The sequence below is a fragment of the Asticcacaulis aquihabitans genome (assembly GCF_032490435.1).
Classification (GTDB): Bacteria; Pseudomonadota; Alphaproteobacteria; order Caulobacterales; family Caulobacteraceae; genus Asticcacaulis.
In genome coordinates this window covers 251224-269509 of sequence record NZ_JAVGWM010000002.1, presented here as the reverse complement: position 1 = coordinate 269509, position 18286 = coordinate 251224, and the positions used below count along the sequence as shown (strand labels likewise).

Annotated in this window: 13 protein-coding genes and 1 riboswitch; of the genes, 10 read left to right on the top strand and 3 right to left on the bottom strand. The window is 58.1% G+C overall.

Annotation, left to right across the window (positions count from 1 at the left end):
- From RCJ00_RS08175 to RCJ00_RS08140, 8 genes are all read left to right on the top strand, one after another.
- The gene (locus tag RCJ00_RS08175) at positions 1–1299 is read left to right on the top strand and encodes a D-tagatose-bisphosphate aldolase, class II, non-catalytic subunit (protein ID WP_316221310.1); all 1299 of its coding nucleotides are present in this window, start codon (positions 1–3) and stop codon (positions 1297–1299) included.
- Positions 1292–2455, top strand: coding sequence for an SIS domain-containing protein (locus RCJ00_RS08170; protein WP_316221309.1), 1164 nt, complete (start codon positions 1292–1294; stop codon positions 2453–2455). The genes RCJ00_RS08175 and RCJ00_RS08170 overlap by 8 nt, the downstream gene beginning before the upstream one ends.
- 21 nt (positions 2456–2476) lie before the next feature.
- Positions 2477–3445 carry an N-acetylglucosamine kinase gene (locus RCJ00_RS08165; protein WP_316221308.1) on the top strand — a complete coding sequence of 323 codons (969 nt, stop codon included), beginning with the start codon at positions 2477–2479 and terminating at the stop codon, positions 3443–3445.
- Between the two features lie 396 nt (positions 3446–3841).
- Positions 3842–5047 (top strand): DUF2252 family protein, encoded by a 1206-nt coding sequence (locus RCJ00_RS08160; protein WP_316221307.1) that lies wholly within the window; start codon positions 3842–3844, stop codon positions 5045–5047.
- Positions 5048–5224: 177 nt separating this feature from the next.
- Positions 5225–5992 carry a glycosyltransferase family protein gene (locus tag RCJ00_RS08155; protein WP_316221306.1) on the top strand — a complete coding sequence of 256 codons (768 nt, stop codon included), beginning with the start codon at positions 5225–5227 and terminating at the stop codon, positions 5990–5992.
- 134 nt (positions 5993–6126) lie between these two features.
- Positions 6127–6471 (top strand): hypothetical protein, encoded by a 345-nt coding sequence (locus RCJ00_RS08150; protein WP_316221305.1) that lies wholly within the window; start codon positions 6127–6129, stop codon positions 6469–6471.
- Between the two features lie 127 nt (positions 6472–6598).
- Positions 6599–6803, top strand: a riboswitch (cobalamin riboswitch).
- A 102-nt stretch (positions 6804–6905) separates the two neighbouring features.
- Complete coding sequence (metE, locus tag RCJ00_RS08145; RefSeq protein WP_316221304.1) at positions 6906–9236, top strand: 5-methyltetrahydropteroyltriglutamate--homocysteine S-methyltransferase; 2331 nt, start codon at positions 6906–6908, stop codon at positions 9234–9236.
- 225 nt (positions 9237–9461) lie between these two features.
- The gene (locus RCJ00_RS08140) at positions 9462–11690 is read left to right on the top strand and encodes a hypothetical protein (protein ID WP_316221303.1); all 2229 of its coding nucleotides are present in this window, start codon (positions 9462–9464) and stop codon (positions 11688–11690) included.
- A gap of 31 nt (positions 11691–11721) precedes the next feature.
- Here RCJ00_RS08140 and rsgA read toward each other — a convergent pair whose 3' ends face one another.
- Positions 11722–12756, bottom strand: a complete 1035-nt coding sequence (gene rsgA / locus RCJ00_RS08135) for a ribosome small subunit-dependent GTPase A (protein ID WP_316221302.1) — start codon at positions 12754–12756, stop codon at positions 11722–11724.
- Between the two features lie 155 nt (positions 12757–12911).
- Positions 12912–13169 (bottom strand): DUF2171 domain-containing protein, encoded by a 258-nt coding sequence (locus RCJ00_RS08130; protein WP_316221301.1) that lies wholly within the window; start codon positions 13167–13169, stop codon positions 12912–12914.
- A gap of 495 nt (positions 13170–13664) precedes the next feature.
- On the opposite strand from RCJ00_RS08130, the gene yghU reads away from it, so the two are divergent.
- The gene (gene yghU / locus RCJ00_RS08125; RefSeq protein WP_316221300.1) at positions 13665–14534 is read left to right on the top strand and encodes a glutathione-dependent disulfide-bond oxidoreductase; all 870 of its coding nucleotides are present in this window, start codon (positions 13665–13667) and stop codon (positions 14532–14534) included.
- Between the two features lie 92 nt (positions 14535–14626).
- Here the strand turns inward: yghU and RCJ00_RS08120 are convergent, their stop codons facing one another.
- Positions 14627–16261: a Na+/H+ antiporter gene (locus tag RCJ00_RS08120; RefSeq protein WP_316221299.1), complete on the bottom strand. Its 1635-nt coding sequence runs from the start codon at positions 16259–16261 to the stop codon at positions 14627–14629.
- 386 nt (positions 16262–16647) lie between these two features.
- Here RCJ00_RS08120 and RCJ00_RS08115 point away from each other — a divergent pair, with 386 nt between their 5' ends.
- Entirely contained in the window at positions 16648–18255 is a 1608-nt protein-coding gene (locus RCJ00_RS08115; RefSeq protein WP_316221298.1) for an ABC transporter substrate-binding protein, read from the top strand.
- The last annotated feature ends 31 nt before the right edge of the window (positions 18256–18286 follow it).

Sequence of the window (18286 nt, the reverse complement as noted above, 5' to 3'; positions counted from 1 at the left end):
ATGAAGACCATGCTCGATCTGGTTGCCCGTCATAAGGCGGGCAGGGCCGTGGGCATCACATCGGTGTGCTCGGCTCATCCCTTAGTCGTCGAAGCGACGTTTGCGCATGCGCTCAAGGTGGGATCTGACATCACCCTGATCGAGGCGACCTGCAATCAGGTTAATCAGGACGGCGGCTACACGGGCATGACGCCGGCCGATTTCGTTGCGTTCGTCCATGCCATTGCCGATAAGGTCGGATTGGCGCGCGATCGCATCGTGCTGGGGGGCGATCATCTCGGGCCCAATCCCTGGACACACCTGGCGGCCGAAGCGGCCATGGCCAAGGCCGAGGTTTTAGTTGCGCAGTATGTCGCCGCCGGCTTTCGCAAAATTCATGCGGACTGTTCTATGTCCTGCGCAGACGATCCGGTGCCGTTACCCGAGGCGGTGATTGCGCGTCGCGCTGCCCAACTGATCGCCATTGCCGAAAAGACTCACCAGGGCGTGGGGGGGGAGGCGCCTGTCTATGTGATTGGCACGGAGGTGCCCGTGCCCGGGGGGGGGCATGAGGATTTGCCTGAACTGGAAGTCACGACGCCCGATGCGGCTTTGGCGACGATCGGCACGCACAAGACCATCTTCGCCGAACTGGGTCTGAGTACTGCCTGGCCGCGTGTTATCGCTACTGTCGTCCAGCCGGGGGTCGAATTCGACCATCACAAGGTCATCGACTATGATCGCGCCAAGGCCGCCAAACTCAGCCGGGCACTGGACGGGCAGGCGACCCTTGTCTTTGAGGCGCATTCGACCGATTACCAGACGCCCAAGGCCCTTAGAGAACTCGTTGAGGATCACTTCGCCATCCTGAAGGTGGGGCCAGGCGTGACCTTCGCCTTGCGCGAGGCGCTCTGGGCGCTTGACGCCATCGAGCGAGAATGGATAGCACCGGATCGTCAGTCGCATTTTCGCGATGTCGTGGTAGAACGCATGACCGCAGACCCCAGAAACTGGGCCAAATACTATCACGCCACGGGCGCTGATCTGAAATTCGATCTGCAATATAGCCTGTCCGACCGCATACGCTACTATTGGCCGGATAGCGAAATCACCGCTGCCCAGCGTACCTTGTTCGACAATCTGGCCGAACAGGTCCCGCCTTTGGCTCTGATCAGCCAATATCTGCCTGACGCCTATGCTATCATACGCGATGGCGGGCTTGAGCTGACACCTGAAAATCTGGTCATTGCCCATGTCGGCGCGACCCTCGACGCTTACCACTCTGCCTGTACCCCCGCCCTGGAGTTGATTGATGCCTGAGACCGTAGCCCATTTGGGCCTAGACGAGACCGCCTTGGAAAAGCTGGGCGGATTATGGACCGCGCGTGAAATCGAACAACAGCCGCGAATGTTGCGTGAGACGCAAGCCCTGCTGATGGCCAAGACGGATGTGATTGACGCCTTTCTTCAGCCCCTTCTGGCCCGCAAGGTCCGTATCATTCTGATCGGTGCGGGTACGTCGGCCTTTATCGGCGAATGTCTGGCGCCGGCGCTGTCGGCGCGGTTGAAGCAGCGCGTCGACGCCATTCCAACCACCGATCTGTCATGCGCGCCGCAGCTCTATTTCGAAAGCGACACGCCGACGCTACTGGTGTCTTTCGGGCGGTCGGGCAATAGCCCGGAAAGCGTCGCCGCGGTCGAACTGGCCGACCGTTTCGTCACGGATTTGCACCATCTGGTGGTCACCTGTAACGCCGACGGCGCGCTGGCCGCTTACGGCAAGGCGCCAAAGGGCCTGACACTTCTTTTGCCCGAAGCGACGCATGACCGAAGCTTTGCCATGACGTCGAGCTTTTCATGCATGATGTATGCGGCCCTGACCGTATTTTCAGGCATTCCCGCCATGCAGGCTCGCATTGGTCCCATTGCGGAGGCCACACAAGGCGCGCTTGAAGACTATGCAACCATGATGACGGCGCTGGCCTCCGAAGGGTATGAGCGTATCGTCTATCTCGGCAGCCATATTTTTCAGGGCCTGGCGCGCGAATCCGGGCTCAAGCTGCTCGAACTCACCAATGGTGCGCGCGTTACGCTGTTTGACTCACCACTCGGATTCCGCCATGGCCCTAAGACCATCGTCAACGCCAAGACCCTGGTGGTCGTCTTTTTCTCCAACAACGCCTACACCCGGTGTTACGACTCCGACCTGCTCGATGAATTGCGCCGGGATAATGACGCGGCGCGCGTAGTGGCCATCACCGCCCAGGACGGGGTAGGGCTTGAAGCCAAGGACACCGTGCGTATTCGCGGGCTGGAAACAGCCGACGATACCGACCTTTTGTTCCCGTACATCGTCGGCCCGCAAATCTTCGCCTTCCAGGAAGCCTTGAACCACAACCTGACGCCGGATAAGCCTAACACGTCGGGCACGGTCAACCGTGTGGTGCAGGGTGTGCGGATTCACGAACTGGGATAGGCTTGGACGGGGAAGACTGCGATGGGCTATCTGCTCGGCGTCGACGGCGGCGGAACCAAAACCGAGTTTGTGCTGGTCGACGAGGCGGGGCATGTGCGCGCGACCTGCCAGTCGGGCACAAGCTACCATATTCAGATTGGCTTTGACGGGTTGCGCAACTGTCTGTCGTTTGGCGTTCAGTCCGTGCTCGATCAGGTCGGCGCAACCGCCGCCGACATTGCCTATGCCTTTTTCGGACTGCCGGCCTATGGTGAAGACTCCGCCGCCGAAGCCATGCTTGATGTCCTGCCTGAGGCCGTGCTTGGGCACAGGCGATACGCGTGCGGCAATGATATGATTTGCGGCTGGGCCGGCTCGCTGGGTGGCCAGGACGGCATCAATATCGTAGCCGGGACGGGCTCGATCGGTTATGGCGAACACCAAGGCTCTTCGGCGCGCGGCGGTGGTTGGGGTGAGGTGTTTTCCGATGAAGGCTCCGCCTACTGGATCGCCATTTCCGGCCTGAACGCCTTTTCACGCATGGGGGACGGACGCCTGACCAAGGGGCCGCTCTACGACATCTTTATGCAAGCCATGGCGCTCAAAATGGATCTGGATATTTGTGGCCACGTCTTTGGCCGCGAAGCGCCGTCGCGCGATCGTATCGCGGCTCTGTCGAAATGGGTCGCCGAGGCGGCCGCGCAGGGCGACCGGGCGTCCTTACGCATTTTCGAGTCCGCAGGCTTTGAACTGGCGATGATCGTCGATGCCATTCGCCTCAAATTGAACTATGCGCCCGACGCGCCGGTCAACCTATCCTATTCGGGCGGTGTATTCCGCTGCGGAAGTCTTATCCTTGATCCCCTGCAGCGCCATCTCGAGGCTGCTTATCCGGCCTATCGGCTTGTGACACCCCTCTATGCGCCCAGCATGGGCGCGGTCCTGTATGCCGCCCGGCTTTTGGGGCGGCCGTTTCCACCTGAGGCGATGCGGCGTTTTCCTACGGCGTGACAGCCGGCCGACCAACGCGTACTTAGCGGAACCGATCCTGGGATAGTAGGGACGATATTTGCTGAAATTTTACAAAGATTTGCGGCTTATGCAATCTTTATCAGCCAACCGCGGCAACGATATTTCGTCCTTGCGGGCACGCTCGCATCTATAGGCTCGATGCAGGGGAGCGCGGCCGCTCCCTTATCCTGCGCAACTGGGATTGTCCGCGGGATGAGAGCATCTGGAAGGGGCTATGTCGTTGAATTCCAATTACTGCCGCGTACTGTCGGTCGGGTCGTTGTCTTGTGCTGCCTGCCACTTTGGCGTCGGCGTCAGCGATCAATTCTGCCGCCACAGCTTTCAAGCCAACGTGCCGGGTCCAAAAATTTCCGCCTATATTGTCAGAGTACCAGAATGAAGAAAGTCCTGTATGAGCACACCAGCGTGAAAGACCGTCAGATCGAACTGACGAGTTTGCGTAATCTGAAAATGGCCCGTTCTGCACACGCCTATGTACGCGGCAATACGGCCAAGTTCTACGAATGGCTGGCCGGCAAGGCGGAATTGACCGTGCCGGAGGGGCCGCCCGTCTGGATTTGCGGTGATTGCCATGTCGGCAATCTTGGGCCCATTGCGAATGCCAAAGGCAAGATCCAGATTGAGATTCGTGACCTCGACCAGACCGTAATAGGAAATCCGGCGCATGACCTCATCCGCCTGGGCCTGTCTTTGGCCAGCGCCGCGCGCGGTTCTGATTTACCCGGCATCATGACGTCTAAAATGATGGAGCAATTGATCGAAGGCTATGAGGCGGCTTTTTCCAAAGAAGAAGAGAGCGGTGATATGCCCATGCCGGAAGCCGTAGAGGCCGCCATGCGCCACGCGATCGGCCGGAAGTGGAAGCAATTGGCACAGGAGCGGATCAAGGGGGCATCGCCGTCCATTCCCTTGGGCAAGCACTTCTGGCCGTTGACAAAAGCCGAACGCGCAGCCGTTGCGGACCTGTTCAACGAAGAAAAGACCCGCCGGCTCGTTACATCCTTGCGCTTCCGCGATGATGACGCGTCGATCGAAGTGCTTGACGCAGCGTTCTGGGTAAAAGGCTGCTCTAGTCTCGGCAATCTGCGTATAGCCGTGCTTGTCCGCGTCGGTGGAAGCAAGGGTGAACTGTGTCTTATGGATATTAAGGAGGCTGTCGACCCGCTCGCCCCGAAATATGGCGATGTCGCCATGCCGAGAAACAACGGGGAGCGGGTGGTTCAAGGGGCCTGGCATTTGTCGCCAGCCCTGGGCGACCGCATGATAAATGCTGAGCTTTTGGGGAAAACGATCTTTCTGCGCGAACTTCTCCCGCAGGACCTCAAGTTTGAAATTGAACATCTGACGCCCGAAGAAGGCACCAAGGTTGCCAAGTTTTTAGCCCATATTGTCGGCAAGGCGCATGCACGCCAGATGGATGCGGATAGCCGGGCCAAATGGCTGTCGGAATTGAAACGGAAGCGTAGCAAGACGCTGGATGCGCCGTCATGGCTATGGACGAGCGTGGTCGATCTGGTGATGATGCATGAAGGCGCCTATCTCGATCACTGCCGCAAATATGCTCTGCTGGAAACCGGATAGGCAGGTCTCAGATTCCGGATAATCCAGTCCTTCTGTGGCCCGGCCGCGAAGGCTTGGGTTTCAGGCATGACACGTTAAATTCAAGCGTGACACGAAATGGCCGATATATTGCCTGCGATACGCTTTAGCCGCGAAGGGGTCTGTCGGTTCGCTGACTCGTTTTTCCCCAAGAGCGCCATGTCCCAAAAGCCATCTATCTTCATCGCCACGCCTTGTTTCGGTGGTCAGGTCACTCAGACCTATATGCAGTCCATCATCAGCCTGATGAGCTACTGCTCCACACGTAATATAGATCTGACCTTGGCCATGCTCGGGCATGATTCCTTGATAACACGCAGTCGCAACACGCTTGTATCGGCATTTCTGGAGACTACGGCCACCCATATCCTGTTCATAGATGCCGATATCGGGTTCGCGCCGGAACAGGTGGAGCGTATGTTACAGGCGCAAAAGCCGTTGGTCGCGGGGATTTATCCGCTCAAGGTGCGCGACTGGAGCCAACTCGCTCCCGAAATTGCTCCAGATCAGGCCACACTGCATTATGTCGGCGAACCGTTGAGTGACGGAGAGCGTGACGGCGACTTCGCGACGGCCAACTATGCCGGCACAGGCTTTATGCTCATTCGGCGGGACTGTGTCGACGAAATGCGGGCCTCTTATCCGCACCTGACCTACAGCCATGTCCATTCCTTTCCGCGCCCTAAGGTGTTGGGGACACAGCACGTCGCCCTATTTGAGTGCCTGATCGAGCCCGGGACGGGGCTCTATCTCAGCGAAGATTTCGCCTTCTGCTATCGGTACCGCGCTATTGGCGGCCAAGTATGGCTCGATACGCGCGGAAACCTGACCCACGTCGGTAGCCACGATTTCGTTGGTCATCCTCAGGCACGATTTGGAAAATCGTTGGATATACTGGACTTGAGTCCACATATGGCGGGTGCATGACCTATCAGATACGGTCGCTTTACAATTGATGGCTGTTTCCTTAGTCCCACACTATTCTTTAAGGCGTATGACCTCCTGTCTAACGCGGGGCGGGACGATCCGAGTCTTGTGCCCGGGCCATTCAGAGGTATTTAATGTCACTCTTTGTCAAAGACGGTCTCACCCTGTTGCCCGAGCTTATGGACAATGCCACGCTTAAGTCCAACGTGTTTCATAGGCCGGTGGTCGGCCGAGATGAGATCGGGCGCGTGCTTGGCGCCTTTGAGACACTGTACCGCGACGTCGTGGATATCGAACGCGCCACGACCCCTGCGCGCGAGCTGATTATCAGTTGCGCCACACTCCCGAGCGGTCAAAGAACCACGATCACTATTGTGGGACTGCGCGACAGCGAGGGCTGGATACAAACCGTATTGATGACCCATGAACCGCAACCGGCCGTCGATGAACTGGCACGCGACACGGCTCAACTGATCTGAAAGCCGGCTGTTCGAAATAGCTTAACAGGCGACCCGCCGCAACTGACCGATTTGGGGATGAACGCGCCAATGATATAATGATATAAAGATATCTTTATATCATTATTGACTGCGGAGTGCGGCTGACCTATGGTCATCTCGTCGTGGTTCCATGCGCTTTCGGGTGTGTGGCTAAGAGGGAAGCCGGTGCGCCGTTGAGGCAAGGCCGGAGCTGCCCCCGCAACTGTAAACGGTGAGCTTTTGTCCATTTGCCATTGGAGTGTAACTCCGAGAAGGCGGACAAGGGTGGTGACCCGTGAGCCAGGAGACCTGCCATAGACCTCATATCCATCTCGGGCGGGGTGCTCCGGTGATGCGTTGCCGCCTTGCCGACGACCGTCTGCGAGGGCGGTGGCGTGCACCTGGTTTTCCCGCTCACATCCAAGAGGAAAATCGTGTCAAACTCTCAAATTCCCATAGCCACCCTGGGCACACCGCGCATCGGGCTGAAACGCGAGCTGAAATTTGCCCTCGAAAGCTACTGGTCGGGCAAGTCCAGCCAGGCGGAGCTATTGCAGACGGCCAGGCATTTGCGCGCCGTCAACTGGGCGCGCCAAGAGGCGCGGGGGGTTGATATCATCCCGTCCAACGACTTCTCGCTTTATGATCAGGTGCTTGACACCAGTTTCATGGTCGGCGCCATTCCCGCCATCTATGGCGAACAGGTCGATCTCGATACCTATTTTGCCATGGCCCGCGGGTCCCAGACCTATGTCGAACTCGATGTGTGCGAACATGGTCATGCTCACCATGTCCACGGCGTTCCCGCTCAGGAGATGACCAAGTGGTTCGACACCAATTACCACTATATGGTACCCGATTTTGCAAAGGATCAGGTGTTTAAACTGACCTCGACCAAGCCTGTGGATGAATTCCTTGAAGCCAAAGCGCTTGGCTATCACACCCGTCCGGTTCTGGTTGGCCCCGTGACCTTCCTGCGTCTCGGCAAGAGCCGTGAGGACGGCGTCAATCCGTTATCGCTGATCGATCGCCTGATTCCCGTCTATGTCGAGATTTTGACCCGGCTGCGCGATGCCGGCGCCGATTGGGTTCAGATCGACGAGCCCGCCCTCGTCCTCGATGGCAATGCCGAAACGCGCAAGGCGCTGAAAACCGCCTATGCCGCCTTCAATGCGCAGGTGCCTGGTCTCAAGATCCTTGTCGCCAGCTATTTCGGCGGTCTGGAAGAAAACCTCGATGTCGCGACCTCGCTGCCGGTTGCCGGCCTGCACATCGACCTCGTCCGTGCGCCTGAACAACTCGAAACCGTCCTGGCTGAAGCCCCCAAGGACCTCGTCCTGTCACTCGGTGTGATTGATGGTCGCAACATCTGGCGTGCTGACTTAGCTCGCATCGTCGACCGATTGGAACCCGCCATCGCCGTCCGCGGCAAGGACTTGATCCAGATCGCACCGTCCTGTTCCCTGCTGCACGCCCCAATCGATCTCGACTTGGAAGATGCGCTTGATGGCGACGTCAAGTCTTGGCTGGCCTTCTCAGTTCAGAAGATGAGTGAACTCTCGGCCATTGCCGGCGCCCTGAGGGATGGCCGGGGCTCGGTCAAGACGGCCCTGGATTCGGCAACCTCAGCTGCCGCGGCCCGCAAGAACTCCGGCAAGGTGCACAGCTTCGCTGTAGCCCAACGTCTCGACGCCGTAAGCGCCGCCGACAGTCGCCGCAAGAGTGCGTTTACCGCCCGGGCCGCCCTTCAGCGCACACGCTTCAACCTGCCGACTTTTCCTACCACCACTATCGGTTCATTCCCACAGACTTCGGACGTCCGCCAGGCCCGCTCCGCCCACGCCAAGGGTAATCTCTCCGATGCGCAGTATGAGGCCTTCCTTCAGGAAGAAACCGCGCGTGCCATCAAATGGCAGGAAGAGGTGGGCCTTGACGTTTTGGTTCACGGCGAGTTCGAGCGCAACGACATGGTGCAGTATTTTGGCGAGCAATTGTCGGGCTTTGCCTTCACCAGGCACGGCTGGGTGCAATCCTATGGTTCGCGCTATGTCCGCCCGCCGGTTTTGTTCGGCGATGTGTCGCGTCCGAACGCGATGACCGTCGCCTGGTGGCAGTATGCCCAGTCGCTCACCGCCAAGCCGATGAAGGGCATGCTGACCGGCCCCGTTACCATTCTCAACTGGTCGTTTGTTCGTGACGATGTACCGCGTTCGCTGGCCTGCCGTCAGATCGCGCTCGCCATCCGTGATGAGGTCGGCGATCTGGAAAAGGCCGGCTGTCAGATGATTCAGATTGATGAGGCCGCTCTGCGCGAAGGTCTGCCGCTACGCAAGCGGGATTGGCAGACCTACCTCGACTGGGCGGTCGACAGCTTCCGGCTCTGTTCTTCGGGCGTCGCCGACGAAGCCCAGATCCATACCCATATGTGCTACTCCGAATTTAACGACATTATGGACGCCATTGCTGCCATGGATGCCGACGTCATTTCCATCGAGACGTCGCGCTCGAAAATGGAACTGCTCGACGTTTTCAAATCCAGCAAGTATCCGAACGAAATTGGGCCGGGCGTCTACGACATCCATAGCCCGCGCGTTCCCGACATCGGCGAAATGGTCGAACTAATGTCGCTTGCCCGTCAGCGCCTGGACGATGCTCAGCTTTGGATCAACCCCGATTGCGGCTTGAAAACACGCAAATGGGAAGAAGTCCGTCCGGCATTGGTAAACATGGTGGCCGCCGCTGAAAGGTTGCGCGCACCTGCCTGACTGATTGGCCTAAATAACCCGGCGGCAAGGCCTGATCTTGCCGCCGACGCCAGACGCGACGACCAAACCTTGCAGGCAGCAGCGCTGACTTACCCGTTCCTTACAGCGTAACCCCTGCGCCGCATTTCCTGTTTATCCGTGGCGCCGCATCGTCCGTCGGCACGACATGGGAACCGTCTCAGTCGTATCGGCTTTCCGCGATCTCAGCGGCGCAAAGGTGGTCTCGTGGCAAAAAAATCGAAGCCGGTCACGCAGGTGCCAGGATTTTCGTCGGAAACCCTGGCGGTGCGCAGGGATCTGGCTGAGGCACCCGCGTCGATAAGAACGTTCACCATCGCAGACGTGAGCGTGGATGTCTGTCCCGGACGGGATACGGTCTGGGTGATCGTGCGCCGGCCTGGCAAGGGCGGGGTTGTTTTGCGGACAAACCCGTGGCCGGGCCCTTATGATCTCACAAGCAAGACTCAGGAAGCTGCGCGGGGTGTTTGGGAGGTGAGGGCCAGCGTTGGGACCTGGACCGTGGACATCGCCGTCCTTGACGCGCGCGTCTTGCGCATCAAGCTTAGCCTCATGCCCGCGACGGATTTGCTGCTCGCCTTCTGGCCACGCGACCTGTATGTGCTCGATGAAAATGATGATCCCACCCGGGCACTGGGAGAGGTCGAGGCGGCGCAGCGTGGTGTTAATGGCGGCCTGTGTTATTTTCATATGACCGAGCCTGGCTTCGGCACCGTTTTATACGCGCAAAACCTGACAGCGCTGAATGAGTACTTCAAGGCGACAAAAACGAAGCCCGATGGCGTTGTGGGTGGGCGGTGGCCCTCGCTGGGATATCAGCCACCGACATCGCCCATGGGATATGCGCCCCCGGAATCGCCGTTGTCGGCAGGGCAGGAGATCGTACTTTCGGATGCGCTCCTCTCTTTCAGGGAGGACGAAGCCCCCGACGAAATGAAAAGCGCCAGGCTATTCATAGAAATGCTGGCGGATATTTACCCCCACCTCGACAAGCCTGATGTGAAATTTCACGACTGGATTGACCGCGCCGAACGAACCCTCAAGGATTTGGCGCACGCGCCCCAGGCCAGCCTCACACACTATGGCCACACCTATCTCCATGCCTATACCGACGCGGAATATCCCGACAGCATGGTTCAGATGTCGGTCTTGGCGTCCTTGCGTGAGTGGGAACTGGCTGAAGGCCGAAGCGAAACGTTGTCGCACGATTTGGCGGCGGGAATAGGCCGGTTTTTCGATGCGGATCTCCGAACCATCCGACGCTATTTGCCGAACGTAGGAAAGGACAAGAATCCGGATGCCGTCGATTCCTGGTACCTGTTCCATCCGTTGATGAATCTGGCGAGGCTTGCCAAGGCCGGCAATGCACAGGCAGAAAAACTGTTTCGGGAATCGCTGGATTACACAGTGAAGTCGGCACGGCATTTCCAATATGTCTGGCCGATACAGTTCAACATCGCTGATTTTTCTGTCATCACGCCGGCGCGCAGTCCGCAGGGCAGGGGACAGACAGATGCCGGCGGTCTGTACGCCTATGTCATGCTGCTAGCCCACGAATTGACACAGGATTCGCTATATCTGGAAGAGGCGAGGGCCGCTCTGCATGCCCTGGAGGGCAATCGTTTCAATCTGGCTTACCAGACCAATCTGACGGCCTGGGGGGCGGTGGCCTGCCTGAAGCTGTGGCTGATGGAGCGCCAGTCGGGGTATCTGGACCAGAGCCTCGTTTTCGTTGCCAGTTTTCTGCACAATTGCGAACTGTGGGACTCAGACATTGACAACGCCCGGCATTATACCAATTTTTTCGGTGTCACCTGCCTGCATGACGCGCCGTACATGGCCGCTTACGAATGCTTTGAAACCTTCGCGGCCTTCGATGAATACCTGCGCCTGGGCTATGACGATATCCCGCCAGCGGCCAAGCGATTGTTATGCGAATATCGTCGCTTCGCGCAGGATTTGACCTGGTATTTCTACCCTGACGCCTTGCCCGAGGATGCAATCGCGAAGGATAATGTGCGCAACGGCTACATTGACCGCAACCTGTCCTTCCCTCTCGAAGACCTGTACGGCGACGGGCAGCCGGCCGGTCAGGTCGGGCAAGAAATCTATGGCGCGGGCGGGGCATTCATCTTTGTGGCCCGTGCCTTTAATGCCTGTGGCGACAAGCCGTTTCGGCTGTTTTGCGATTTCCCGATGGATGTCTCGCATGAAGAGGACGGCGCGGTGCGTGTAAAGCTTCAGGGACCGGTCGGGCAGGCCGGTCGTTTTCGCATTTTGAAAAAGGGGCGAAAGCACCTGCCCCCCATAGCGATGACACTGGCCGAAACACAGATTGTGGTGGCGTCGCGAGCCTCCACGGGGCAGTTCCACGACTACGAGGTGCCCGCGGATTGCATGCTGATTTTGCGTATAGGTGACTCCGGGAAAAAATGACCACCTAGCGGCGACAAAAATCGCGAGGAGACTAGTGGAACTTCTTCTGGATGGTCCGATTGCCGCGCGGTCCGGTATGTTGTGGCGTGCTCTCGCGGTTTTCATCGAACAGTTTTCGCCACCTCTCGACCCTGGCCGCTGAAACGCTGCCTGTGGCGATCGCGCTGCGTACAGCGCACCCGGGTTCATGCGCGTGTGTGCAGTCGCGGAACTTGCAGGTGCCCGCCAGTTCGACGATCTCCGCGAACAGGGTGTCTATACCGTCGGAGACTCCGCTGACATGCAAATTGCGCATGCCGGGATTGTCGATGATCCAGCCGCCGCCAAAAATAGGGTGCATCGACCGCGAGGTGGTGGTGTGACGCCCCTTGGCATCATGCTCGCGGATATCGCCGGTTTCTTGCGAAACGCGCCTGGCGGTGCCTCCCAAGGCGTTCACCAATGTCGATTTGCCGACACCTGAAGATCCGGTCAAGGCAATCGTCTTACCATCGACGCACCACGGCGCCAGAATGGCGGGCGCGTCCTGCGCCAAGGCATTTAGGGCAATAACGGCAAGGTTGCGTTGCAGGGCCTGCGCTTCATCGACAAAGGCGTCGGGCGTTTCGGCTATATCCGCCTTTGTCAGGATAATGACGGGCGACGTGCCCGCTTCATTGGCCATCGCCAGGTAGCGTTCCAGCCGGGCCGGATTGAAATCGGCATTGCAGGAGGTAACAATGAACAAGGTATCGACATTCGCCGCCGCGAGTTGCGGTTCTGAGCGGCCTTCAATGCGCCGTTGCAACAGCGTATTGCGGTCGAGGCGTCGGATCAGGCGATCCGATGACGCTTCCACCAAAACCCAGTCCCCAACGGCGTAATCGGCGGTTTTGAGCACAGGCGGCAACACAAGAGACTGAGTGCCGGATACCGACAGGGAGACAAGGCGGGTACGGTGAACCTCTATGATACGATGCGCCGCGAGCGCCGTTTCATCTTCCGAGACCTGACTGGCGAAAAACGCTGTCCAGCCCAGATGTGCCAGTTGTTCAGAATGCGAAATCGCTTGGTCGACTACAGGCAAGACGGTAAAACAGTCGGCATTGGCGGGCTCCGGCGATCTGTGAGGGGCTGATGCGGGGCATGATCCGCGCCCGACTGGCGCTGATATAGCATCATATCAACGCCAGTCGCAGGGAATCGTAACCGGTCGTGGCCTTATCTTCAGACGCCTGATGTTCAGACGTTGGTGCCGCTGTCTTCTTCTTCGAGCGTTACGGCGACATCGGCATTGGCTGACAGGCGTACCTTATCGCCTTCAATATCGGCAACCAGACCCAGACTGATAAAGTGATGGTGGGCTTTATGGGTCCCCATGCCGCTGTCGAGCTTCCTAAGCTTGATGCGGTTGCCTTCCACGCGGTCGACTGTGCCCACGTGGACACCATCTGCGCCAATGACTTCAGCGTGTTCCTTGATCTCTGCGGCGTCTACCATATCTGTCTCCTAGAAGCGTGCCCATATGAAAAGCAATGGCTGGTCAGATCTGTCGGGCAACGAACAGCTGACCTGTCCGGTTTGGCGCATGATTGTGTAAAGTTGCAATGTGGAGGTCGGGCGGCGTTAAGCGGTGCTTTTTTACATCTGGTCGGCTAATCTGGCGTCAATGAAAAATGACCTCCCCAAAACCCAGCCGCAAACCGCATTCACCGTCCAGACGCGCTTAATCTCTGTCGCTGCCTTAGCGATGTTAGCCGTAACAATATTTGCCATGTACAAGATAAATCTGTCTGTAGAGGCCAATCGTGTGATGGAGGGTTTTGCAAACGCCCATACGCTGGACGCTTCGGCACCATAGCAACTTTCAGTTGTACGCTTCGACCATTCGTCGTCAGGTTCCTATGCGATGATGGGTTGCGGGGTTGCGCCGGGGCGCTAAGCCGCCATATTGAGTTCTCTTGAGACAAAGCTGCACAGCTCCGGAGATGACGCATGGCTGACAACGACCCCGCCAATAACCAGCCAGCGGGATACGTCCCGCCCAAGGTCTGGCAATGGGACAGGCAGAACGGCGGCCAGTTCGCCAATATTAACAGACCGATTTCCGGCGTCACACACGATCAAACACTCCCGGTTGGCAAACACCCCTTGCAGCTCTACTCGCTGGGTACGCCCAATGGCGTCAAGGTGACGATCATGCTTGAGGAGCTGTTGGACGCCGGTCATGCCGACGCCGAATATGATGCCTGGCTGATCAACATCGGTGAGGGGCAGCAGTTCGGCAGCGATTTCGTATCGATCAATCCTAATTCGAAAATACCGGCGCTGATGGATCATTCGACCCAGCCAACCACGCGAGTGTTCGAAAGCGGATCAATCCTCTTCTATCTGGCGGAAAAGTTCGGCGCCTTCCTGCCAACCGAACACTATCGGCGGGCAGAAACCATGAACTGGTTGATGTGGCAGATGGGATCGGCGCCGTTTGTCGGCGGCGGATTTGGACACTTCTACGCCTATGCGCCGTTCAAGATCGAATATGCCATCAACCGATATGCCATGGAAACCAAACGCCAGCTGCACGTTCTGGATACGCAGCTTTCCAGGACCGAATATGTCGCCGGCGATGACTACACCATTGCCGATATGGCGATCTATCCTTGGTATGGTGGTATTGTGAACGGCGCCTATTCTGCGGCCGAATTCCTCTCAGTTGGGGACTATGGCCACATCCGCAGATGGATGGACATGCTGGAGGTCAGAAACGGCGTTAAGCGCGGCAGGCTTGTCAACAAGATCACCGATGGATTGCGGGAACGGCATGACGCAAGCGATTTCAACGCGTTGCCAGGCTTCGAAATCTGACCGCGGGGCGAATTGCGCTCGCCTTCTCCCTAAAGGGTTCGCGCTTTCGCGCGTAAGGATATGGATATTGCGCCTTTACGATGAGGGATCGCTCAACTCATCATGCGAGCTTCCGAAAGATCCGCTTCGCGAATAAGCTTCTTGACGGCTTCAGAACCGACACGACCTTCGTCACCCAGACGCACGATTTCGCGGCGCTCCGCCACCAGGCCGACCTTGAGGAGTTCACGCTCGACCTGGCGCAGATGACGTGAACTCTCGGGATTGTCGAGGGTTACGATGACGGCATCTATCCGGTGCCGGTAACGCGCCATGACGCGTAAGCCCGCCTGTGCATAGATGTCCGCGTCCGCCCGCCCGACCGCCAATGTATGCTGGGCTTCTTCGATAGCCTTGATCGCGGCTTCGGCGGCGGCGACACGGGCGATGTCCTCTTCGGATTCGGAGGTTTCCGCTGGCACGGACAGGTTTTTCAGCACCAAAGGCAAGCCGATGCTGGCAATGATCAGGGACAGGACAATGACGCCGGCGGCCAGGAAGATCGCCAGGTCGCGGGTGGGAAAGGCCGTCCCGTCCGTCAGCGCCAATGGCAGGGTCAATATGCCCGCCAGGGTGATGGCGCCCTTTACGCCCGCCAGCGACGTAGCCGCGACAAGGCGCAGATGCGGCCGCTGTGGTGTTTCACCCCGCTTTCTGGCGCGAAACATCGTAAAGCGCAGGGATATCCACACCCACAGGAAACGCGCGGATATGAGCACCGCTGTTATAATAACAACGTCGAGCGGTAGCCACCAAGGCTCAGGATGTCCGATTTGCCGCGCCGTATCCATCGCGCCTGCGAGAATCTTGGGCAGTTGTTCCCCAAGCAGGATGAAGATGGCGCCATTGGCGACGAACTGCACCATGTCCCAAACGACGTCGCGCCGAATGCGACCTATCGCCGGTGAACTGGCGGGATTTTCAACAAAGCTCATGGTGAACCCCGCCGCAACAGCGGCCAGGATGCCGGAGCAATGAAAATGTTCGGCCAGTAGATAGGCAGCAAAGGGAATGAGCAGGCTGATCAAGATGAACGAGCCCGGATCGCTGCCAAATCGCTTCGAAATCCAGTGCTTGCCGCGTCCGGCGCACCATGACACGGCAAAGCCGATGCCGAGCCCGCCGATCGCCAACCAGGCAAACGTCGTCACGGCGCCGACGAGGGAGAAGGCCCCCGTCAAGGCGGCGGCGATCGCCAGGCGAAGACAGACAAGCCCGGAAGCGTCGTTCAAAAGCGCTTCGCCTTCCAGAATATGCATCAGACGCTTGGGTATGGGAACGCGCGCGGCGATAGCTGACACGGCAATTGGGTCGGTTGGCGCAAGCACGGCGGCCAGGGCGAAGGCGACCGGCAACGGCATGTCCGGTATCAGCCAGAAGATGAAAAAACCGATCCCGATAACGGTAAAAATCACCAGCCCGAGCGCCAGCTCCAGAATGGTGCTGATGTCTCTGAAGACGCCTTCCTTAGGGATGCGCCAGCCGTCGAGAAAGAGAAGCGGCGGCAGAAAGAGCAGAAAGAAGATTTCCGGATCCAGTTCCACGCCGACCGTCAGAACGGTCGCCATCAATGCGCCAAGCCCGATCTGAACAAGCGGAAGGGGAAGGTTGAACGGCAGTACGCGATTGATGAGCCCGCTGACGACGACCGCGAACAGCAGGATCAGGATTATGGAAATGGTCTCCAACGAGAAGGACCCCTTTTAGGTGTGCACATAGATTTAGAAACGACTGAACGCGTGCCGAATGGTAGCGGACTCAGTGTGGTGAACGACCCAGCCTATCAATCGTGGGCGGACGCATCACGCGGGAAAGTCAAAATCGCTATCGAAGCGACGTGATTCCGCGCGTTGACCTATACCTAACCCGCCTATCGCGTGAATGACAACCACTTCTGCGTCTGCTTCGGCAGATAGGCGATACGTCTGGCCGTGGGGGTGCTGTCTATATGTGTGCGTATCTAATCGCGCGAATTAGAAATTCTCTCTAACTCATACTAATTTAGTATGGTATTTATGCAGCGCCTGGCAACCGGACACACCGTGACGATGGCTCGTCATTTACGGAGTTACCCATGTCCCCGTCCAAGCTGTCACGTCGTTTCGTTCTCTTCTCCCTGTCCGCGGGTGTAGCCGCGACCGCTGTGGCGTGCAGCCCTAAGGCGGGCAAGTCCGGCGGGGATAACAAATCCCGCACATTGACGGCTACCATCGGATATCCTGAGCCCCACACCCTGTTTGCGCCCGGCGGCGGCGGCGGCGGTCCTGGCTTTACCGGATCCAAGGTTCTTGAACGGCTGGGCCGTTTCAACAAGGACCGGAGCTTTTCGCCCGTATTGGCCGAAAGCTGGGTCATCGCGCCGGACAAGAAAAGCGTGACCTTCACGCTGCGCCGGGGAATCAAATGGCACGATGGCAAGGACTTTACCGCCGATGACGTTGCTTGGTCCGCAAAGGAATATTGGAAGCCTTTCTATCCGCAAAGCATCCTCGACTATCTCGATGGCGTCGATGTGGCGGGCTCCCATGAGGTGACCTTGCGTTTCGACCGGCCGGTGCCGGAATTCAGCCTGCAACTGCTCTTCTCTAATGGCCCGAACTATATCCTCCCCAAGCATCTATATGCTGATAAGGATATCCTGCTCAATCCGGTCAATGCCGCCCCGATAGGGACGGGGCCTTGGCTATTTTCCAAATGGGTGCGCGGCAGCCACGCGGAATTTACCCGCAATCCATCCTACTGGCGGGCTTCCAAAGGCAGTATAGACAAGCTGATCATCCGATGGTGGCGCGAACCGGCCTCGCGGGCCGCCGCCCTGGAGACGGGAGAACTGGATGCAGGGTTCTCGAACCCGGTTCCACTCAACGATATCAAACGTTTACAGGCCAATCCGAATCTAAGGGTGCAGTTTGAGGATGAAGGGCTGGCGATGTCGGTCTACTTCAACGTCAAAAATCCGGTTGTATCCGATGTGAAGGTGCGCCGCGCCCTGGCCCATGCCATCGACAAGGACTTCATCGCCAAGACCATATATTACGGTTACGCCAAACCAGCCATCAGTCCCATTCTGAGTACGAACGACCTGTACTTTACCGACGACGTGCCCAAATATGCCTTTGATCCGTTGCTGGCGGCAAGGCTTCTGGATGAGGCGGGCTATCCGGTAAAGCCCGATGGCAAGCGGTTTGCGATAAAGCTTTTGGCCAGCGGCTGGTCGGAAGAGAACGGCAAGGTAGGCGCCTATCTCAAGCAGGTTTTCGCCGATCTGAAGATTGACGTAAGCTTGCGCGTGCCGGATCGCCCCAATTCCCTGAAGGCGCTCTACACCGACTACGATTTTGACGTGGCCTATAGCCAGGGCGGCGGCACGTCCGATGATCTGCGGCCTGAACTGGTGCAGTTATTCACGACGGCGGGTATCAAAAAAGGACTCATTTTCCGCAATGCGTCGCGATATTCCTCGCCGCAGATGGATGCTTTGGTCTCGCGCATCACCATCGAGATCGACCCTGAGAAGCGTAAGGATCTTATTCAGCAATTTGCCCGCTTGGCCCTGACGGACCTGCCGATGCTACCTGTTGTCGAATGGCCCAGCCACGTCATTTTCCGCAAGACCGTGCAGTTAAATACGACCGCTGCCTATCAATCGACCGACTCCTGGGCCGACGCGGAAAAAGCGTAACGAGGCGGTTTGTATCCGCTGAGTGGAGTTG